Annotated in this window: 17 protein-coding genes; 3 read left to right on the forward strand and 14 right to left on the reverse strand. The window is 68.3% G+C overall.

The annotated features are described in order from the left end of the window. Positions 1–306 precede the first annotated feature (306 nt). From polA to RKE50_RS02870, 5 genes are read right to left on the reverse strand one after another with little or no spacing between them, the layout of a single operon-like run. Positions 307–3,033 (reverse strand): DNA polymerase I, encoded by a 2,727-nt coding sequence (polA, locus tag RKE50_RS02850; RefSeq protein ID WP_350034250.1) that lies wholly within the window; start codon positions 3,031–3,033, stop codon positions 307–309. Positions 3,034–3,051: 18 nt separating this feature from the next. Continuing rightward, a complete protein-coding gene (locus tag RKE50_RS02855; protein WP_350034394.1) occupies positions 3,052–3,690 on the reverse strand; it encodes an SCO family protein in 639 nt (212 codons plus the stop codon). 20 nt (positions 3,691–3,710) lie between these two features. After that, the gene (gene cyoE / locus RKE50_RS02860; RefSeq protein WP_350034252.1) at positions 3,711–4,634 is read right to left on the reverse strand and encodes a heme o synthase; all 924 of its coding nucleotides are present in this window, start codon (positions 4,632–4,634) and stop codon (positions 3,711–3,713) included. Positions 4,635–4,639: 5 nt separating this feature from the next. Continuing rightward, positions 4,640–5,326, reverse strand: a complete 687-nt coding sequence (locus RKE50_RS02865) for a redox-active disulfide-containing membrane protein (RefSeq protein WP_350034254.1) — start codon at positions 5,324–5,326, stop codon at positions 4,640–4,642. Continuing rightward, positions 5,319–6,116: an SURF1 family protein gene (locus RKE50_RS02870; RefSeq protein ID WP_350034256.1), complete on the reverse strand. Its 798-nt coding sequence runs from the start codon at positions 6,114–6,116 to the stop codon at positions 5,319–5,321. Before RKE50_RS02870 ends, RKE50_RS02865 begins: the two co-directional genes overlap by 8 nt. Positions 6,117–6,170: 54 nt before the next feature. On the opposite strand from RKE50_RS02870, the gene RKE50_RS02875 reads away from it, so the two are divergent. Next, the gene (locus RKE50_RS02875) at positions 6,171–6,419 is read left to right on the forward strand and encodes a DUF2909 domain-containing protein (RefSeq protein ID WP_350034258.1); all 249 of its coding nucleotides are present in this window, start codon (positions 6,171–6,173) and stop codon (positions 6,417–6,419) included. A gap of 16 nt (positions 6,420–6,435) precedes the next feature. Here RKE50_RS02875 and RKE50_RS02880 read toward each other — a convergent pair whose 3' ends face one another. Genes RKE50_RS02880 through coxB form a run of 4 tightly spaced genes read right to left on the reverse strand, consistent with a single transcriptional unit; the run spans position 6,436 to position 10,785 of the window. Next, positions 6,436–7,410: a cytochrome c oxidase subunit 3 gene (locus tag RKE50_RS02880; protein ID WP_350034260.1), complete on the reverse strand. Its 975-nt coding sequence runs from the start codon at positions 7,408–7,410 to the stop codon at positions 6,436–6,438. A 44-nt stretch (positions 7,411–7,454) separates the two neighbouring features. Next, on the reverse strand, positions 7,455–8,015 hold the full coding sequence (locus RKE50_RS02885) for a cytochrome c oxidase assembly protein (protein WP_350034263.1): 561 nt from the start codon (positions 8,013–8,015) through the stop codon (positions 7,455–7,457). 30 nt (positions 8,016–8,045) lie between these two features. After that, positions 8,046–9,626: a cytochrome c oxidase subunit I gene (ctaD, locus tag RKE50_RS02890; protein ID WP_350034265.1), complete on the reverse strand. Its 1,581-nt coding sequence runs from the start codon at positions 9,624–9,626 to the stop codon at positions 8,046–8,048. A gap of 13 nt (positions 9,627–9,639) precedes the next feature. Next, on the reverse strand, positions 9,640–10,785 hold the full coding sequence (gene coxB / locus RKE50_RS02895) for a cytochrome c oxidase subunit II (protein ID WP_502937860.1): 1,146 nt from the start codon (positions 10,783–10,785) through the stop codon (positions 9,640–9,642). Positions 10,786–11,037: 252 nt separating this feature from the next. Between coxB and RKE50_RS02900 the strand changes: the two genes are divergently transcribed. After that, the gene (locus RKE50_RS02900) at positions 11,038–12,363 is read left to right on the forward strand and encodes an MATE family efflux transporter (protein ID WP_350034267.1); all 1,326 of its coding nucleotides are present in this window, start codon (positions 11,038–11,040) and stop codon (positions 12,361–12,363) included. A gap of 24 nt (positions 12,364–12,387) precedes the next feature. Here the strand turns inward: RKE50_RS02900 and RKE50_RS02905 are convergent, their stop codons facing one another. Then, positions 12,388–12,654, reverse strand: a complete 267-nt coding sequence (locus RKE50_RS02905; RefSeq protein ID WP_350034269.1) for a YheV family putative zinc ribbon protein — start codon at positions 12,652–12,654, stop codon at positions 12,388–12,390. Between the two features lie 115 nt (positions 12,655–12,769). Between RKE50_RS02905 and RKE50_RS02910 the strand changes: the two genes are divergently transcribed. Next, positions 12,770–13,327: a gamma carbonic anhydrase family protein gene (locus tag RKE50_RS02910; protein ID WP_350034271.1), complete on the forward strand. Its 558-nt coding sequence runs from the start codon at positions 12,770–12,772 to the stop codon at positions 13,325–13,327. Between the two features lie 31 nt (positions 13,328–13,358). On the opposite strand, the gene aroE is transcribed toward RKE50_RS02910, so the two are convergent. The 4 genes from aroE to RKE50_RS02930 form a co-directional block, all read right to left on the reverse strand. Next, the gene (gene aroE, locus RKE50_RS02915; protein WP_350034273.1) at positions 13,359–14,234 is read right to left on the reverse strand and encodes a shikimate dehydrogenase; all 876 of its coding nucleotides are present in this window, start codon (positions 14,232–14,234) and stop codon (positions 13,359–13,361) included. Positions 14,235–14,242: 8 nt separating this feature from the next. Next, positions 14,243–15,172, reverse strand: a complete 930-nt coding sequence (gene hemF / locus RKE50_RS02920; RefSeq protein WP_350034275.1) for an oxygen-dependent coproporphyrinogen oxidase — start codon at positions 15,170–15,172, stop codon at positions 14,243–14,245. A gap of 100 nt (positions 15,173–15,272) precedes the next feature. After that, positions 15,273–16,397, reverse strand: coding sequence for a DNA-processing protein DprA (dprA, locus tag RKE50_RS02925; RefSeq protein WP_350034277.1), 1,125 nt, complete (start codon positions 16,395–16,397; stop codon positions 15,273–15,275). Positions 16,398–16,480: 83 nt separating this feature from the next. Beyond that, positions 16,481–17,542 carry a LysM peptidoglycan-binding domain-containing protein gene (locus tag RKE50_RS02930; protein WP_350034279.1) on the reverse strand — a complete coding sequence of 354 codons (1,062 nt, stop codon included), beginning with the start codon at positions 17,540–17,542 and terminating at the stop codon, positions 16,481–16,483. Positions 17,543–17,759 lie beyond the last annotated feature (217 nt).

The raw sequence follows: 17,759 nt of genomic DNA on the forward strand, positions 1-17,759 counted from the left end.
AAGCACCTCCTGAGTCGACTACGAAGTACCCCCTGAGCCAATCACGAAGCGCCCCCGGCGCAAACAATGAAGCACCAAACAAGGAGTGACCAGAATCAGAAGGAATAAGGGAGGCAAAAAAAAAGCCCGGCAAGTGCAGAGGGGGAGCACCGGCCGGGCAGGGCTTGGCTTTCTCAGGGGAAGAGAAAAAGGTATTTCCACCGGGGATGATGGAAATACCCGGTGTGGCTTGCGCCACACCCGAATAGACAGGGTCGGGGGGCCATTGTTCCCCGCGGTGAGAAAAAAATTTGCCGCGACCGCGGGCTAGTGTGCCTCGTCCCAGTTGCGACCGCTGCCCGCCTCCACGACGAGGGGAACCGCGAGCTCGGCGGCGCCGGCCATGCGCTCGCAGAGGGCGGGGGAGATCGCGTCGACATCGTCCTCGGGGACCTCGAGGATCAGCTCATCGTGCACCTGCATCACCAGGCGGACCTTCGGCGCCTCGGTCGCCAGCCAGTGGTCCACGTCGAGCATCGCGCGCTTGATGATGTCGGCCGCCGTGCCCTGCATGGGCGCGTTGATCGCCGTGCGCTCCGCGGCCTGCTGGCGCTGCTTGTTGCGGGCGTTGATTTCCGGGAGGTAGAGGCGGCGGCCGAAGAGCGTTTCCACGTAGCCGCGCTCGTGGGCGGTGGCGCGGGTGCGCTCCATGTAATCGGCGACGCCCGGGTAGCGCTCGAAATAGCGGTCGATGTACTCCTGCGCCTCGTTGCGGCCCAGGTGCAGCTGCCGGGCGAGGCCGAAGGCGGACATGCCGTAGATCAGGCCGAAGTTGATCGCCTTGGCCTTGCGCCGCTGCTCTGTCGAGACCTTGTCCAGGTCCGTCGAGAAGACCTCGGCGGCGGTGGCGCGGTGCACGTCGAGGCCCTCGTTGAAGGCCGCGAGCAGGCCCTTGTCGCCGGACAGGTGGGCCATGATGCGCAGCTCGATCTGCGAATAGTCGGCGGCGAGCAGGCGGTAGCCTTCCGGGGCGATGAAGGCCTGGCGGATGCGCCGGCCCTCCTCCGTGCGGATGGGGATGTTCTGCAGGTTCGGGTCAGAGGAGGACAGGCGCCCGGTGGCGGTCACCGCCTGGTGGTAGGAGGTGTGCAGGCGGCCCGTTTTCGGGTTCACCAGCGTCGGCAGCTTGTCCGTGTAGGTGGACTTCAGCTTGGACAGACCCCGGTATTCCAGGAGCACCTTCGGTAGCGGGTAGTCGAGGGCCAGCTCCTGCAGCACCTCTTCCGCGGTGGACGGCGCGCCTTTCGGCGTCTTGCGCAGCACCGGCAGGCCGAGGCGCTCGAAGAGGATCTCGGCGAGCTGCTTGGTGGAGCCGAGGTTGAAAGGCCCGCCGGCCAGCTCATGGGCCTCCGCTTCCAGCTCACCTAGGCGCTCCCCGAGCGCCTCGCTCTGCCGGGCAAGGCGCTCGCAGTCGAGGAGGGCACCGTGGCGCTCCATGCGCGAGAGCACGGGGACCAGGGGCAGCTCGATCTCCTCGAAAACGGCGCGCAGCGACGGCTCCGCCTCCAGCTTCGGCCACAGCACGGCATGCAGGCGCAGGGTGACGTCCGCGTCCTCGGCAGCGTAGGGAGCGGCCTGCTCCACCGGCACCTGGTCGAAGGTGAGCTGCTTCGCCCCCTTGCCGGCCACCTCCTCGAAGTGGATCGTGCGGTGGCCGAGGTACTTGAGGGCCAGGCTGTCCATGTCGTGGCGGGTGGCGGTGGAGTCGAGCACGTAGGACTCGAGCATGGTGTCGAAGCGCACACCGGCAAGGGTGATGTCGTAGCGCGCCAGCACGCTGGCGTCGTACTTGAGGTTCTGGCCCACCTTGCCGAGCGCCGGGTCCTCGAGGAGAGGTTTCAGCTTCGCCAGCACCGCGTCGCGATCGAGCTGCTCGGGGGCGCCGGTGTAGCCGTGGGCCAGGGGCACGTAGGCGGCCTCGCCGGGGGCGACGGCGAAGGAGACGCCGACGATCTCCGCGACCATGTAGTTGAGGCTCGTGGTCTCGGTGTCGAAGGCAAAGAGCTCGGCGGCCTCGAGCCGTTCCAGCCAGGCGTCCAGCGCCGCCTCGGTGGTCACCGTGTCATAGCCGTCCCGGTCGATCTCGCCGGCGGCGGTCTCCGGTGCCGGCGCCGCGCCCTCGCCGAGCAGTTCCTCGAGCCAGCCCCGGAACTCGAGCCGGGTGTACAGCTCCACCAGGGCGTCTTTGTCGGGCTCGCCGGGCTCGAGATCACCTGGGGCGAAGGGCAGCTCGACGTCGGTCTTGATGGTCGCCAGCTGGTAGGAGAGGCGCGCCTTGTCTTCCTGCTCCGCGAGCTTCTTGCCGAGGCCCTTGGCGCCGCGCAACGGCAGTTCCGCGACCTTGTCCAGGTCCGCGTAGATGGCATCGAGGCTGCCGATCCCCTGCAGAAGCCCGAGCGCGGTCTTCTCGCCGACGCCGGGAACCCCGGGAATGTTGTCCACCTTGTCGCCCATGAGCGCGAGAAAGTCGATGATCAGCGACGGCGGAAGGCCGAACTTCCCCTCCACCCCCGCCTCGTCCAGCACCGTCTCGGTCATGGTGTTGACCAGGGTGATGTGCCCGTCCACGAGCTGGGCCATGTCCTTGTCGCCGGTGGAGATGACCACGGAACGGCCGCGGCCCGCGGCCTCCCGGGCGAGGGTGCCGATAACGTCGTCCGCCTCGACACCGGCCTCGCAGAGCAGCGGCAGGCCCATGGCGCGGACGATCGCGTGGATGGGTTCGACCTGGGCGCGCAGCTCGTCGGGCATGGACGGGCGCTGGGCCTTGTACTCGGCGAAGAGCTCGTCGCGGAAGGTCTTGCCCGGCGCATCGAAAACCACCGCCACCGTGCTCCCCGGGTAGTCCTTGAGGAGCCGCCGCAGCATGCTGATGACACCGCGTACGGCGCCCGTGGGCTGCCCGCTTGCGGTCGACAGGTCGGGCAGGGCATGAAAGGCCCGGTAGAGGTAGGACGATCCGTCGACGAGAACCAGCGGTGCGGCATCACCCATGGTCGTTCCTCCCGGGGGTCAGCGATTCCAGAGATAGCGCGCCGAGCGCAGCGTGACCTTCATCTTGGCGAGGTCCAGCGGGGCCTTGAAGAAACCGTGGTAATCGCCGCGCGGGTTGATGAGGACCACGTTCGCGCTGTGATCCACCACGTAGTCCTTCCCCTGGCCCGGCACCTTGCGGAAGGGGGAGTTCAGCTTGGTGGCGAAGTTGAACAGGTCGAGGAACTCGCCGGTCACACCGGTGAAGTCCTCGTTGAAATAGGGGACGTAGCGGGCGAGCTGTTCCACCGAGTCCCGGGCCGGGTCCACGGAGACCATGAACACGTCCGTATCCGCCGCCTCCGTGCCCTCGAGCTCGCCGGCGAGGCGGTCGAGAAACGCCATGGTCGTGGGGCAGATGTCCGGGCAGTGCGTGAAACCGAAGAAGACCAGGCTCCAGTGACCCTCGAGGCTGGACGGCACGAAGGGCTCGTCGCGGTGGGTCACCAGGGCGAAGTCGCCGAGCTCCCGCGGCGTGTCGAGCAGGTAGAGGCCGTTGGCGCGCATCTCGCTCACCGTGAGGACCCGCGGCTGCTGGATGCGATGAACGAAGCCGGCGACGATCACCAGGATGAAGGCGAGCACGCCGACGATGGTCAGGCGCACGCCGCGGGGCATGGGCTTGCCGCTGGACCCGCTCACGGCGCCGGGTACCCGAACGGCAGCAGCCCGGGGGTGAACAGATAGTGGTCGACGAGCATGACGAGGAACAGGAGCATCAGGTAGTTGATCGAGTACTTGAAGGTCATGATAGCCGCCCGCGGGTTCGTGTCCCGCATGAGCACGATGGCCCACCACAGGAAGCGGCCGCCGAGCACCAGCGCGCCGGCGAGGTAGAGCGGGCCGGACAGCCGCGTGGCGAAGGGCAGCAGCGTGATCAGGAACATGATGATCGTGTACAGCAGGATATGCAGCTTGGTGAAGGCCTCGCCGTGGGTGACCGGCAGCATGGGCACATCGACCAGCGCGTACTCCTCCTTGCGGTGGATGGCCAGGGCCCAGAAGTGCGGCGGCGTCCAGGCGAAGATGATGAGCACCAGCAGCAGCGCGTGGCCGTGGATCTCCCCGGTCACGGCGGTCCAGCCGAGGAGCGGCGGGGCGGCGCCGGCGAGGCCGCCGATCACGATGTTCTGCGGGGTTGCGCGCTTCAGGAACAGCGTGTAGATGAAGGCATAGCCGACCAGGGACGCGAGGGTCAGCCAGGCGGTGAGCGCGTTCACCCAGAGGAGCAGGATCGCCATGCCGGCCACGCCGAGGGCCAGCGCGAAGAGGGCGGCGTTGACCGGCGTCACCCGGCCGCGGGCGATCGGGCGGTTGCGCGTGCGCGCCATGCGCTCGTCGATGCGCTGGTCGACGAGGTGGTTCACCGCGGCGGCGGCACCCGCGCACAGCGCGATGCCGAGGTTGCCGAGGATGAGCGCATCCAGCGGCACCCAGCCGGGCACCGCCATGCACATGCCGATCACGGAGGTGAGAATCATCAGCGCGACCACGCCGGGCTTGGTGAGCTCCTTGTAGTCGCGCCAGCTGGCCCCGGCGGTTTGCGTCACGGCTTCGGTCATCGCGCTCACCCGGCCGAGTTCTTGAGCAGGAACTTGAGGTCGGCCATCACGTCCTTGTAGTTGACGCTGTCATCGTAGGCCATCATCACCCACCCCGCCGGATCCACGAGGTACCAGGTGTCCGGGCTCTCGGCTAGCTCCGGGAACTGCGCGCGCAGTGCCGCGCGGTCCGCCGCGAGGGTGAACATGCCCACGTGCTGGCTCTGCAGGTAGCGCACGAAGGAGGCCGGCGCGGCGGTGCCATCACTCAGCGTGTCGACGGGAAAGGCCGTTTCTGCCACTCGCTGATCGCCCACCCAGGCGCGCTGGATCCGGTTGAACTCCTTGCCCATGGCCACGTGAATCTGCCGGGTCAGGTACAGTCGGTGCTCGCAGGCGGCATCGCAGGCCCCCGGGGAAGGAACCAGCAGGGTCCACTTCGGCTCCTGCGCGGTCAGCGTGAACGCGTCACCGGCCTGGTCCCGGAGACCGAGCTCCGCGACGGGCCGCGGCGGCTCGAGGAGCCGGCCGTTGTTGGCGGTTCCCAGGCTGCCGACCAGGTCGAGGTCGCCGTTGACCACGAAGTACCACAGCCAGGTGGCCGCGAGGATCATGGTCACCGGTATACCGGCGATCGTCAGCAGCACCAGCCGGTTGCGGTTTACCGTGGCCGGGTCCAGCTCCGGTGCCGTGTTGCCCATCGGGTCAGTCATGCGTCCTTCCGTCATCGTTGCCCCCCGCCGGTTGCCGGCCGCGCAGGAGGGCCCAGAGATTGCTGCTGCGCAGCACAAAAAACAACCCCAGCACCGCCGCCATGGTGAACCACTGCACCGCGTAGCCGCGGTGCTTGGCCGGGCTCACGTTGACCACCGGCCAGTCCACCGCCAGCGCGCCGGGCGCGCCGGCATCGAGGCGGATACTCCAGGGGAAAACCGGGGCGCCGAGAGCGGCGGCCAGGGCTTCACCAAGCGGCGCCATTTCCAGCGCCTGCACCACCCGCGGCCAGTCATCCACAGCGCTGGACTGCTCGCCCAGCAGGTAGGGCGGGTCCGGCGGTACGTACAGCTGCCCGGTAAGCTCGACCGCCCCGGCCGGCGCGGCGGGCTCCGGCAGGGAGCGCCGCGCCGGGTCGCCCGGGACCCAGCCCCGGTTGACCAGCGCGTAGCCGCCGTCTTCGCGGGCGAACAGCGACACCACCTCGTAGCCGAAGCGGCCGCCCTGCACCCGGTTGTCGAGCAGCAGGTAGCGGTCCGCCAGGTAGCGCCCGCGCAGGCGCACGGGCAGGTAGGCCAGGGCCGCCGGCGCCCGCGTCGCAAGGGCGCTGTTCACGGGCACCGGGTCCGCGGCCCGGCGGGCTTCGAACTGCGCGAGCAGCTCGCGTTTCTCCACCTCCCGGTCGAGCTGCCAGCAGCCGAGGCCGACGAGCACGGGCAGAAGCAGCGCGACGAACAGCGTCGTCCGCCACTCCAGGTCCAGCTCCAGTGCGCCCAGGGAGGCCCGCATCAGCCCGCACCGACTGCGCTATACTGAAGGTTTGCGCCGAATCCGAGGGCCGTCGTGCTGAAAGGGCTGATCATCGTGTTCATGGTACTACTCGTTGCCAGCCTCGGTAGCGGGCTGTACTTCCTGATGGTCGACCAGGGAGACAAGAACAGCAGGCGGACCTTTCATTCCCTCGGGGTCCGCCTCGGGCTGGCGCTGGGGCTGGCGGCGGTGATCGTCTACGGCGTTGCCACCGGCCAGCTCGGGCATCGCAACCCCTGGGACGCCGGCCCGAAGGGCGCGGCATCGCGGGCTGCGGAGTGATGGCTCAGGAAATCACTCAGAGAATGTAGACGAAGAGGAACAGGAACACCCAGACCACGTCGACGAAGTGCCAGTACCAGCTGGACCCCTCGAAGCCGAAGTGGTCGTCTGCCGTGAAATGCCCCGCGCGTAGCGACCGGTAGAGCTGCACCCCCAGCATGAAGGTCCCCATCGCCACGTGGAAGCCGTGGAAGCCGGTCAGCATGAAGAAGGTGGATCCGTAGATCCCCGAGTTCAGCGTCAGGCCGAAGTGCGCGTAGGCCTCGTAGTATTCCGCTGCCTGCAGGATGATGAACACGATACCCAGCAGCACGGTCAGGCCGAGCCACAGGTTGAACTTGCGCCGGTTGTTGTCGAGCAGGCCCATGTGCGCAATGTGCACCGTCACGCTGGACGAGAGCAGGATGATCGTGTTCCAGAGCGGCAGCCAGGCATACCAGGCGTGCGCCTCCGCGAACGCCATGCTCTTGTGGGCGCTGCTGAAGGTCCCGTTGTTGGCGATGAGCTGGCTGCCGGCTCCGCCCACTGCCTCCTGCGGCGTCTGCATCATCGGCCAGGAGAACTGGAAGCCCTCCCAGAGCAGGTGGTTCATGCGGCCGCCGTCACCCTCGCCGGCCAGCCAGGGGCCGACCAGGTTGCGCACGTAGAACAGGGCGCCGAAGAAGGCGGCGAAGAACATCACCTCGGAGAAGATGAACCAGCCCATGCCGAGCACGTAGGACTTCTTCAGCTGGGCGCTGTTCATGCCCGCGATGTTTTCCCGGATCGCCTGGCGGAACCAGGTGAACAGGGTGGCACCGAAAATGAACAGGCCCGCGTAGAGGATGAGGCTCGAGTTGCTGTCCGCCCCCGGCTCGCCGAAGGTCATGTCGTTCATGAGACTGGCGGCGCCGAAAATGCTGAGCACGAGCCCGATGGTGGCCATCACCGCCATCTTGCTCTTTTCGGGCACGTAGTAGGTTTCGTGCGCGGTAGACGTCTGGGTTGTCATTCTCTCTCTCCGTTTACGAGGGTGCCGCTCCCCTGCGCGGCACCTCAGCGGGCGGCGACGGCGTCGCTCGCCATGTCCGTCACGTCAAACAGCGTGTAGGACAGCGTGATGGTCTTGATATCCCGGGGCAGCTCCCGGTCGACGATGAACTGCAGCGGCATGTCCGCCGCGCTTTCTCCGTCCAGCGGCTGCTGGTTGAAGCAGAAACACTCGGTCTTGTGAAAGTAGGCCGCGGCCCGGGACGGCGAGATGCTCGGGATCGCCTGGGCGACCATGGCCTTCGGCAGCGGGTTCTGCGCGTGGAACACGGTGTTCGCCGCCTGGCCCGGGTGCACGCGCAGCACCCGGTCGCCGGGGCTGAAGGCCCAGGGCATGCCGTCGTTGTTGCGGGCGATGAACTGCACCGTGATCTCCCGGGACTCGTCGATGCCCGCGGGCGCCGCCGTGTAGGCCTGCCCGCTGGTCTTGCCGTTGATGCCCAGGGCATCGCAGAGCACGTTGTACAGCGGCACCATGACCACGAACACGAAGCTGAACATCACCACCGCCGCTACCACCAGCTTCGCGGCGGTGTCGACGGTGGGGTTGTTGCTGATGCGCAGCATGGCGTGACCTGTGCCTCTCCCTAGCCTGCCTCAGGAGTGCGCATGCGCCGGGTCGATCTTCGGCGGCACCTCGAAGGTGTGGTAGGGCGCCGGTGTCGGCACGGTCCACTCGAGGCCCTCGGCGCCGTCCCAGACCTTCTCGTCGGAGACCGGCTTGCCGGCGACGATGGTGGCGATGACGTTGTAGAGGAACAGCAGCTGCGAGGCGCCGTAGATGAAGGCACCGATCGAGGACATCATGTTGAAGTCCGCGAACTGCAGCGAGTAGTCCGGGATACGCCGCGGCATGCCCGCGAGGCCCACGAAATGCTGCGGGAAGAAGGTGATGTTGAAGCCGATGAACGAGATCCAGAAGTGGGTCTTGCCCATGGTCTCGTTGTACATCTTGCCGCACCACTTCGGCAGCCAGAAGTAGATGGCGGCGGTCATGCTGAACACGGCGCCGGCGACCATCACGTAGTGGAAGTGGGCCACAACGAAGTAGCTGTCGTGGTACTGGAAGTCCGCCGGGGCGATGGACAGCATCAGGCCGGTGAAGCCGCCGATGGTGAACAGCACCAGGAAGCCGATGCAGAACAGCATGGGCGTCTCGAAGCTGAGCGCACCGCGCCACATGGTGGTGATCCAGTTGAACACCTTCACGCCGGTGGGCACGGCGATGAGCATGGTGGCGTACATGAAGAACAGCTCGCCGGCCACCGGCATACCCACGGTGTACATGTGGTGCGCCCAGACGATGAAGGACAGGAAGGCGATCGCCGCGGTGGCATAGACCATGGAGTCATAACCGAAGAGCGGCTTGCGCGAGAAGGCCGGGATGATCTGCGACACCACGCCGAAGGCCGGCAGGATGATGATGTAGACCTCCGGGTGGCCGAAGAACCAGAAGATGTGCTGGAACAGCACCGGGTCACCGCCGCCGGCGGCGGAGAAGAAGCTGGTGCCGAAATGCACGTCCATGAGCATCATGGTCACGGCCCCCGCCAGCACCGGCATCACGGCCACCAGCAGGAAGGCGGTGATCAGCCAGGTCCAGACGAACAGCGGCATCTTCATGTAGCTCATGCCCGGCGCCCGCATGTTCATCACCGTGGCGATGATGTTGATGGAGCCCATGATCGAGGACAGGCCGAGAATATGGATGCAGAAGATGAAGATCGTGACCGACGGCGCCGCGTAGGTCGTGGACAGGGGCGCGTAGAAGGTCCAGCCGGCCGCCGGGGCACCGCCCTCCATGAACAGCGTGGAGGCGAGCAGCAGGAACGCCGGGGGCAGGATCCAGAAGCTCCAGTTGTTGAGTCGCGGCAGCGCCATGTCCGGCGCGCCGATCATCATGGGAATGAGCCAGTTGGCCAGGCCCACGAAGGACGGCATGATCGCGCCGAACACCATGACCAGGCCGTGCAGCGTGGTCATCTGGTTGAAGAAGGCCGGCTCCACCAGCTGCATGCCGGGCTGGAACAGCTCCGCCCGGATGATCATGGCGAAGGTCCCGCCGAGCAGGAACATGGCGAACGAGAACCACAGGTACATCGTGCCGATGTCCTTGTGGTTGGTGGTAAAGAGCCACCGCGAGAGGCCCTTGGCCGGGCCGTGATGATGATCTCCCATGGTCTTACTCTCCTCAGCCCTGCTTGTAGTTGAACACGTCGATGGGCTGCACGAGGTCACCCATGTTGTTGCCGAACGCGTTCCGCTGGTAAGTGATCACGGCCGCCAGGTCGACGTCATTGAGCTGGCCGCCGAAGGCCTGCATCGCCGTGCCGGGCACACCGTTGATGCCGATTTCGAGGTGGCCGCCGATCTCGCCGGTGGCGATGTTGCTGCCGGCGATGGCGGTGCCGACACCTCCCTCACCGCGGGCGCCGTGGCAGGCCAGGCAGTTGCGCTCGTAGACCGCTTTACCGCGCGCCATGAGCTCGTCGAGGGTGAAGGTCTGCGCCATCAGCTCCTTGACCTTGGCGGCCTGCTCCTGCTTCTCGCCGAGCCAGGCGGCGTAATCTTCCTTGCTCACGACCTCGACCACGATCGGCATGAAGCCGTGGTCCTTGCCGCAGAGTTCGGCGCACTGGCCGCGATAGGTGCCGACCTCGTTGGCGCGGGTCCAGGTCTCGTTGATGAAGCCGGGGATGGCGTCCTTCTTCACGGCGAGTTCCGGCACCCACCAGGAGTGGATGACGTCGTTGGCGGTGACCAGGAAGCGGACCTTGGTGTCCACCGGGATCACCAGCGGCTCGTCCACCTCCAGCAGGTAGTTCTCGTTCTTGTCGTCGGTATTGTAGATCTCCGACTGCGGCGTCGAGAGGTTGGAGAAGAAGGCGACGTTCTCTCCCTCCTCGGCGAGGTATTCGTACTTCCACTTCCACTGGTAGCCGGTGACCAGGACATCCATCTCGGCATCGTCGAAGTCGTAGATGTCGAGCAGCGTGGAGGTCGCGGGCACGGCCATGGTGATGAGGATGAGGAACGGCACCACCGTCCAGGCGATTTCCACCTTGGTGCTTTCGTGAAATTGCGCCGGCTTCACCCCGCGGGACTTGCGGTGGTAGATGATGGAGTAGAACATGACCCCGAAGACCAGCGCGCCGATGGCGACGCAGATCCAGAGAATGATCATGTGAAGGTCGAAGATGGACCGCCCGACATCGGTAACACCGATCGGCATGTTCAGCGCGTTCTTCTCGCCGCCGGCCGCCAGGGCAAGCCCCGGGAGCGTGACGAGCGCACCGGCCGCGCACGCGAGCAGCCTTTTGAGGTTGTTCAGGGACATCGAGTACTTCTCCAGTTCCAAGCCTGAGGACATCACCACCACCAGTTCAGGCCCGTCGAGCTGCTGAGCGCGCCGACCGTACTGCCCCCCGGGGCAGAGTGGACGAGCGCGGAGTGGACTGTGCTGCCGGCCCCGCTGCGACAAAGCGCCGCAGTTCGGGCGGCGCAGATTATAGCGAAAGGCGCTGCCATACGTAACCGATTTGCATCCAGATCATCCCCGGGGGATGACCGGAGAGGAGTTCTACCAGCGGTGGCAGACACACGGCGCCTTGACCACAAGATATGGGGTATCGCGTGGCCCGCGATTCTCGCCAACGTGTCCATTCCGACCCTCGGGCTGGTCGACGCGGCGATCCTCGGGCACCTCGACAGCACCCGCTACCTCGGTGCCGTGGCCATCGGCAGCGCCATTCTTTCTTTCCTCTACTGGGGCTTCAGCTTCCTGCGCATGGGCACCACCGGGCTGGTCGCCCGTGCCGGCGGCGCCGGCGAGCCCGGGGAGGCGCTCAGGATCCTCGCGCGTTCCGCCGCCCTCGGCGTGGCCATCGCCACGCTCATCGTCTTTTTGCACCCGCTCTGGCTGACGCTGGGCCTGTCGCTGATGCAGCCGGACCCGGCCCTTGCCGCACCGGCCGCGAGCTACATCCGGCTGCGGCTGCTGAGCGCGCCCGCGGTCCTGGCCACCTATGCGGTGGTCGGCTGGTGCATCGGCCGCCAGGACACGCGCTGGCCCATGGCCATCCTGCTGGTGACCAACGGCAGCAACATCGCGCTCGACGTGCTGTTCATCCTCGGGCTCGGCCTTGCCAGCGACGGCGCGGCCCTGGCCACCGCCTGCGCCGAGTACCTGGGGCTGGCGGTCGCGATTTTCGCGGTGCGCCGCGCGCGGGTCCCGCTGCCGCCCGGCGCCCTGCGCCGCGCCCTGGCCGACCGTCAGGGCTACGGCCAGCTCTGGCGCGCTAACACCAACCTGTTCCTGCGCACCGCCTGCCTGCTGGCCTGCTTTGCCTTCTTCACGGCGGCGGGGGAGAAGCTCGGCGAGGACGTGCTCGCCGGCAATGCCCTCATGCTGCAGTTCCTGCTCTTCGCCGCCTTTTCCCTCGACGGCTTCGCCTACGCCGCCGAGGGGCTGGCCGGCGAGCGGCTGGGCGCGCGCGACCTCGACGGCTTCCGCACCGTGGTGCACCGCTGCGCCTGGTGGAGCGCGGGCAGCGCCGTGGTCATCAGCGCGCTCATCTACACCGGGCGGCCGCTGATCTTTCCGCTGCTGTCGGATCTCGCCAGCGTGCAGGCGGTGCTCTCGGCGCACAGCGGCTGGCTGGTCGCGCTGCCGCTGCTGGCCGCGCCGAGCTACCTGCTGGACGGGGTGTTCATCGGTGCCGCGGAAACGCGGCCGATGATGACGACGATGTGGCTCTCCGCCCTCGGTATCTACCTGCCGGTGTGGTGGCTGGCACAGCCCCTGGGCAACGACGGTTTATGGCTGGCCTTCAGCCTCTTCAACCTGGCCCGCGGGGTGCTCCTCGGCTGGGTGTACCTGCGCTACAGCCGCCGCGGCCGCTGGCTGGCGGCGTGAGCGCGGGCGCCCGGCCGCCGGAGCCTAGTCGTTCCCGTCGGAGGACGCCCGCGACGGGTCGATGAGGTTGACTACCTCCGCCGCGGTCTCGCTGCGGCGGGCGGCGGCCCGGGTGACCCGCGTGGGCACCTCGGAGGCCGCGGGCGGCTCGGGGCGCGCCTCGCTGAAGCCGCAGGCGACGCATTCTCGGCGGTCCGTGTCCAGGTCGACCACTAGGCGGTCCATGGCGGCGCAGCGCGGACAGACGGCGCCGGCAATGAAGCGGCGGCGGGGCCGGAAGGGCGGTTCCATGCGGGCTCTCCGTTAAAGTCTTTCCGATCAGATCGTGATCGGTTCGTGATCGGTGGCCGATGCTGCGGTTACACTCGCCAGCTCACAGCATTCTAGCAACTCCAGGGAAAGCCCCATGCGTCACTACACCGCAACCAGCCTGCGCAGCTACGGCGGCCACCGGCCGCAGCTCGGCGAGCGTGTGCTGATCGATCCGTCCGCCGTGGTCCTCGGCGACGTCACCCTCGGCGACGATGTCTCCATCTGGCCGAACGCGGTCGTGCGCGGCGACATGCACTGGATCACGATCGGCGCACGCACCAGTATCCAGGACGGCAGCGTCCTGCACATCACCCACGCCGGCCCCTACAACCCGGACGGCTGGCCCCTGGCGATCGGCGCCGAGGTCACCGTGGGCCACAACGCCACGCTGCACGGCTGCCGCATCGGCGACCGGGTGCTGGTCGGCATGGGGGCCACGGTAATGGACGGCGCGGTGGTGGAAGACGAGGTCGTCATCGCCGCCGGCGCGCTGGTCACACCGGGCAAGCAGCTGGCCTCCGGCCACCTCTACGCCGGGGTACCGGCCCGGCAGCAGCGTGCCTTGACCGACGCAGAGCAAGCCTACTTCCGCTACAGCGCGGACAACTACGTCCGTTTGAAAGACAGCCACCTCGCCGAACTCGAAGGCTGACCTCCCGCTAGCGGCAAGGCAGACGCCGCGCTTATGCCGCGGCAGCCAGGACCTCGCGAACGTGGCGGATGACCGGGCCGGTCTCGGGCCGGGCCTGGTGCCAGCGGTAGTAGGACTCGGCCGCCTGCTCCACCAGCATGCCGAGGCCGTCGGACACGGCCCAGGCAGCATGCTGCGCCGCCCAGCGCATGAAGGCCGTGGGTTCTGCGCCGTAGACCATGTCGTAGCAGCAGCTGCGCTCAGTGAGGATGGCGGGCGGCAACGGCGGCACCTCGCCGGCGAGACCGGCACTGGTGGCGTTGATCACCAGGTCGAAGCCGCGGCCCTCGAGGGCGTCGAGGCCACCGCCTGCCACATCACCAAGATCGCCGAAAATGTCGGCAATTTCCGCGACTTTCGATGCTGTTCGGTTTGCGATGAACAGGCTGCGGGGGCCCTCGAGGAGCAGCGGCTCGAGCACGCCGCGGGCGGCGCCGCCGGCGCCGAGGACCAGCACCCGCGCGCCCTGCACCGCCCAGCCGAGGTTTACGACCATGTCGCGCACGAGGCCAAGGCCGTCGGTGTTGTCGCCGAGGATCGCCCCGTCCTCGCCGGGGTGCAGCGTGTTCGCCGCGCCGGCCCGGCGGGCGCGGTCCGAGAGCCGGTCGGCAAAGGCCGCCGCGTCGGGCTTGAAGGGCACGGTGACGTTGAGGCCGGCTCCGCCGCGCTCGAAGAAGGCGCGGGCGGAGCGCTCGAAATCGCCGAGCTCGACGCGCACCGCCCGGTACTCGATGCGGTGGCCGAACTGCGCCGCGAAGGCGCTGTGGATGATCGGCGATTTGCTGTGCTTGATCGGGTTGCCGTAGACGGCGAACTTGCGCGCGCTGCTCACGGGGCTGTCCTCCCGGTCCGTCCTGGGTTCAGTCATGGTTTCCGTCACGGCGCCAGCCAGTCGCGGCCGGTCAGGAACTCGCCGGTCAGCGCCGCTTCCGGCGTGCCGGGCTCCGGGTGGTAGTCGTATTCCCAGCGCACCAGCGGCGGCAGGGACATGAGGATCGCCTCGGTGCGGCCGTCGGACTGCAGGCCGAAGAGCGTACCGCGGTCGAAGACCAGGTTGAACTCGACGTAGCGGCCGCGCCGGTAGAGCTGGAACTGGCGCTCGCGTTCACCCCAGGGCGTTTCCCGGCGCCGCTGCACGATCGGCCGGTAAGCCCGCAGGTAGGAATCGCCGACGGCGCGCATGAACGCGAAGCAGCTATCGAAATCCCACTCGTTCAGGTCGTCGTAGAACAGGCCGCCGACGCCCCGGGGCTCCTTGCGATGCTTGAGGTAGAAGTACTCGTCACACAAGCGCTTGAAGCGCGGATAGACATCGTCACCGAAGGGCGCGCAGGCATCGCGGGCGGTACTGTGCCAGTGCACGCAGTCCTCTTCGAAGCCGTAGTAGGGCGTGAGGTCGTAGCCGCCGCCGAACCACCAGACCGGCGCTTCGCCGGGCTTTTCCGCCACGAACAGGCGCACGTTGGCATGCGAGGTGGGGACGTAGGGGTTCTCCGGGTGGATCACCAGCGACACCCCCATGGCCTGGTAGCTGCGGCCGGCAAGCTCCGGCCTCGCCGCCGTGGCCGAGGGGGGCAGGCCCTCGCCCATGACGTGGGAGAAGTTGACCCCGGCCTTCTCGAAGACAGCGCCGCCGGCGAGGACACGGCTGCGGCCGCCGCCGCCCCCGGGCCGCTCCCAGCTGTCGACGATGAAGCCCTCGCGACCATCCTCCTCGGCGAGCTCCTCGCAGATGCGGTCCTGCAGGCCGAGCAGGTAGGCCTTGACGGCGTCCATCGGCAGGGTGTCGGGCTGGCTGTCGGTCATGCTGTCGGTCCTTCTGGCGGGGCCCGGCCGGGGCGGGGGCCGGCGCGGACTGCCGGCGAGCAGGGATTCTAGCAGGCGCTGGGGGGCAGGCAAGGCGAACTCAGCGCAGGCGCCGGTAGCCGCCCGCGCCCCGGTCCGCAAGGCCCGCGAGCTCCAGCTCTCCCACCGCAGTCAGTACCCACTCAACGCTTTCACCCAGGTCCATGGCGAGGCGGTCCGACGCGCGCTCACCGGCGTCGAGGGCGCCGAGCAGGCGGCGCGCGGGTGCCGACAGGTCGACGCCGGGCGCGGCGCTGCCGTCCGCGGCGGGGCCTTCCGCCGCCGCGGCCGCCGGCAAGAGGCCCGGCCAGCCCAGGCTGAGGAGCACGTCCGCGGCGTGCTCCACCAGGCCGGCACCCTCGCGAAGGAGCTGCAGACAGCCGCGGCCGCCCGGGTGGAAGCGCGACCAGGGCACGGCGAATACGTCCCGGCCCTGCGCAGCAGCGGCCTGGGCGGTGAGCAGGGAGCCGCTCGGCAGTGCCGCCTCGACGACCACGGTACCGAGGGAAAGGCCGCTGATCAGCCGATTGCGCTTCGGGAAGTGCGACGGGCGGGGCCCGGTACCCGGGGGCAGTTCCGTCACCAGGCAGCCGCGCTCGACGATGCGCTCCGCCAGCTCGCGGTGCCGCCGCGGGTAGACCTTGTCGATCCCCGTGGCCATGACCGCAACGGTGTCGCCGCCGGCGTCGAGGGCACCGCCGTGGGCACAGCCGTCGATGCCGATGGCCAGCCCGCTGGTCACCGTGAGCCCGGCCCGCGCCAGCTCGCCGCCTAGCTCCCGCGCCGCCCGGCGCCCGAGGGCGCTGGCGCGGCGGCTGCCGACGATGGCGACCTGGGGCACTGCGAGCGCGGCGGGGTCGCCGCGCAGGTAGAGCCAGGGCGGGGCGGCGGCGATGGCGCGGAGCAGAACCGGGTAGCGCGGGTCGCCAAAGGAGAGGGCGCTGGCACCGAGGCGGCGCAGGCGCTCGAGGGCCGCCGCTTCCTCGCGACCCGGGCCCCGGCGCAGGCGGGACGCCAGCGCGCTGCAGGCCGCGGGCGCCAGGCCGGCATCGCGCCAGGCGCGCGGGCCGGCCGCCAGGCCCTGCTCCATGTCCGGAAATGCGCTGAGCAGCCGGCGCGCAGCGGCGACCGTGAGGTCGTCACAGGAATCGAGCAGCAGGCAGTGGGCGAGGCTGTCCCCGGGCATGATGTCTTCCCTGGCCGGTCGGCGCCGGGGCGCCGCGCGCGCCACGTCCCTGTGGCGCCGGTATGCTGAGTCAGCAGTGTAGCCTAGGGATTCTTGACTTTGTCCATCACTTTCAGCACCCGGCTGGCCTTGAGGACGAGCGCATAGCTCGCCTTCTCGGCGACCTCGAAGACCATGGCGAGGCCGGCGCGCGTATCGGGCAGACGGACGTTGTTGCGGGCGATCTCGTCGAAGGTCATGCCGCCCGCCTGGTAGATGGCGAGCACGTGCCCGCGCTCGAGCCCGTCCCGGGCACCCTTGTTCAGGACCACGATATCCGTGGTGCCGATCTGGCTGACGCCGCCGTCCACGGCAATCATGAAGGCGTTCTCGAGGTCCACGCCCGGTGCCCGGGGCTGGAAGGTGGCGTCGAGGACCCGCTCCTCGAGGGGCAGCAGCCGGTCAGTGATGCGTACTTCCTCGGTGACCCGGGTCACCTCGAGCGTCGTGACCTCGTCGCGGTTGCTCGATAGCAGCTGGGCATCGCCGATGTCCTTGCCCTGGTAGCCGAGAATCTCCAGCGTGATCGGGTCCCGGTAGATGTCCCCGGCCCGGTAGATCCCGTAGCTGCGCTCGTCGTCGGGGAAGCGACCACGGCCGTAGATGGTATCGCCGGCGGCGCTGATGAGCCGCTCTTCCGAGGCGGCGACCACGTAGGCGGCGTTTTCCAGTTCCTCGGCACCGAGGATGCGGTGCCGGCGCAGGAAGGCGCCGATCTGGTCCAGGGGGATCACCGGTATCGCGAGATCGCGCGGCGAGACACGCATGTTCGGTGTGAGCTTGACGTCCCGGCCCCGGCGCACGCTCAGCCGCGGCTTGCCGTCGACCCAGCTCAGGTAGAGCTCGTCGCCCGGGAAGATCAGGTGCGGGTTGTCGATCTGCGGGTTGACGTCCCAGAGCTCCGGCCACAGCCAGGGCTCCTCGAGGTACATGCCGGCAATGCCCCAGAGCGTGTCGCCCTTCTTGACGATGTAGCTCTCCGGGGCGCCCTCGGCCAGCTCCAGCGCGGCGGCCAGCGGGGCCGCGAGGCCCAGGGCAGCGGCGAGGATGAGGGCGCGCACCGCCCCCGTGACGGAACTGCTACCGGGTGATCTCGAGTTGCTCATGGCTACCTACCGCCCGTTTTTTTGTGGTGCTGCCTGTTTATGGTGCTGTTTATGGCGCCGCCCGCGGCGGCCGCTTCCCCCGACGCCCGCACTGCTGCCGGCGTCGCCGGGCGCAGGACAGACCTGTATACTTGGAGTTTGCTGTGACGACGCGCAACTGACAAGTCCCTGCGGGACTATTCACGCCGGCGCACGCCGAAGACAAAACGCCACCGAG

It is taken from the genome of Pseudohaliea sp. (assembly GCF_040217025.1).
In the GTDB taxonomy this organism is placed as follows: Bacteria; Pseudomonadota; Gammaproteobacteria; order Pseudomonadales; family Halieaceae; genus Pseudohaliea.

What these genes read in the sequence shown, in the direction of transcription:
- polA (WP_350034250.1), bottom strand. Translation starts at nt 3,033, where the DNA reads ATGGGTGATGCCGCACCGCTGGTTCTCGTCGACGGATCGTCCTACCTC.
- RKE50_RS02855 (WP_350034394.1), bottom strand. Translation starts at nt 3,690, where the DNA reads ATGCCCCGCGGCGTGCGCCTGACCATCGTCGGCGTGCTCGCCTTCATC.
- cyoE (WP_350034252.1), bottom strand. Translation starts at nt 4,634, where the DNA reads ATGACCGAAGCCGTGACGCAAACCGCCGGGGCCAGCTGGCGCGACTAC.
- RKE50_RS02865 (WP_350034254.1), bottom strand. Translation starts at nt 5,326, where the DNA reads ATGACTGACCCGATGGGCAACACGGCACCGGAGCTGGACCCGGCCACG.
- RKE50_RS02870 (WP_350034256.1), bottom strand. Translation starts at nt 6,116, where the DNA reads ATGCGGGCCTCCCTGGGCGCACTGGAGCTGGACCTGGAGTGGCGGACG.
- RKE50_RS02880 (WP_350034260.1), bottom strand. Translation starts at nt 7,410, where the DNA reads ATGACAACCCAGACGTCTACCGCGCACGAAACCTACTACGTGCCCGAA.
- RKE50_RS02885 (WP_350034263.1), bottom strand. Translation starts at nt 8,015, where the DNA reads ATGCTGCGCATCAGCAACAACCCCACCGTCGACACCGCCGCGAAGCTG.
- ctaD (WP_350034265.1), bottom strand. Translation starts at nt 9,626, where the DNA reads ATGGGAGATCATCATCACGGCCCGGCCAAGGGCCTCTCGCGGTGGCTC.
- coxB (WP_502937860.1), bottom strand. Translation starts at nt 10,785, where the DNA reads ATGTCCCTGAACAACCTCAAAAGGCTGCTCGCGTGCGCGGCCGGTGCG.
- RKE50_RS02905 (WP_350034269.1), bottom strand. Translation starts at nt 12,654, where the DNA reads ATGGAACCGCCCTTCCGGCCCCGCCGCCGCTTCATTGCCGGCGCCGTC.
- RKE50_RS02910 (WP_350034271.1), top strand. Translation starts at nt 12,770, where the DNA reads ATGCGTCACTACACCGCAACCAGCCTGCGCAGCTACGGCGGCCACCGG.
- aroE (WP_350034273.1), bottom strand. Translation starts at nt 14,234, where the DNA reads ATGACTGAACCCAGGACGGACCGGGAGGACAGCCCCGTGAGCAGCGCG.
- hemF (WP_350034275.1), bottom strand. Translation starts at nt 15,172, where the DNA reads ATGACCGACAGCCAGCCCGACACCCTGCCGATGGACGCCGTCAAGGCC.
- dprA (WP_350034277.1), bottom strand. Translation starts at nt 16,397, where the DNA reads ATGCCCGGGGACAGCCTCGCCCACTGCCTGCTGCTCGATTCCTGTGAC.
- RKE50_RS02930 (WP_350034279.1), bottom strand. Translation starts at nt 17,542, where the DNA reads ATGAGCAACTCGAGATCACCCGGTAGCAGTTCCGTCACGGGGGCGGTG.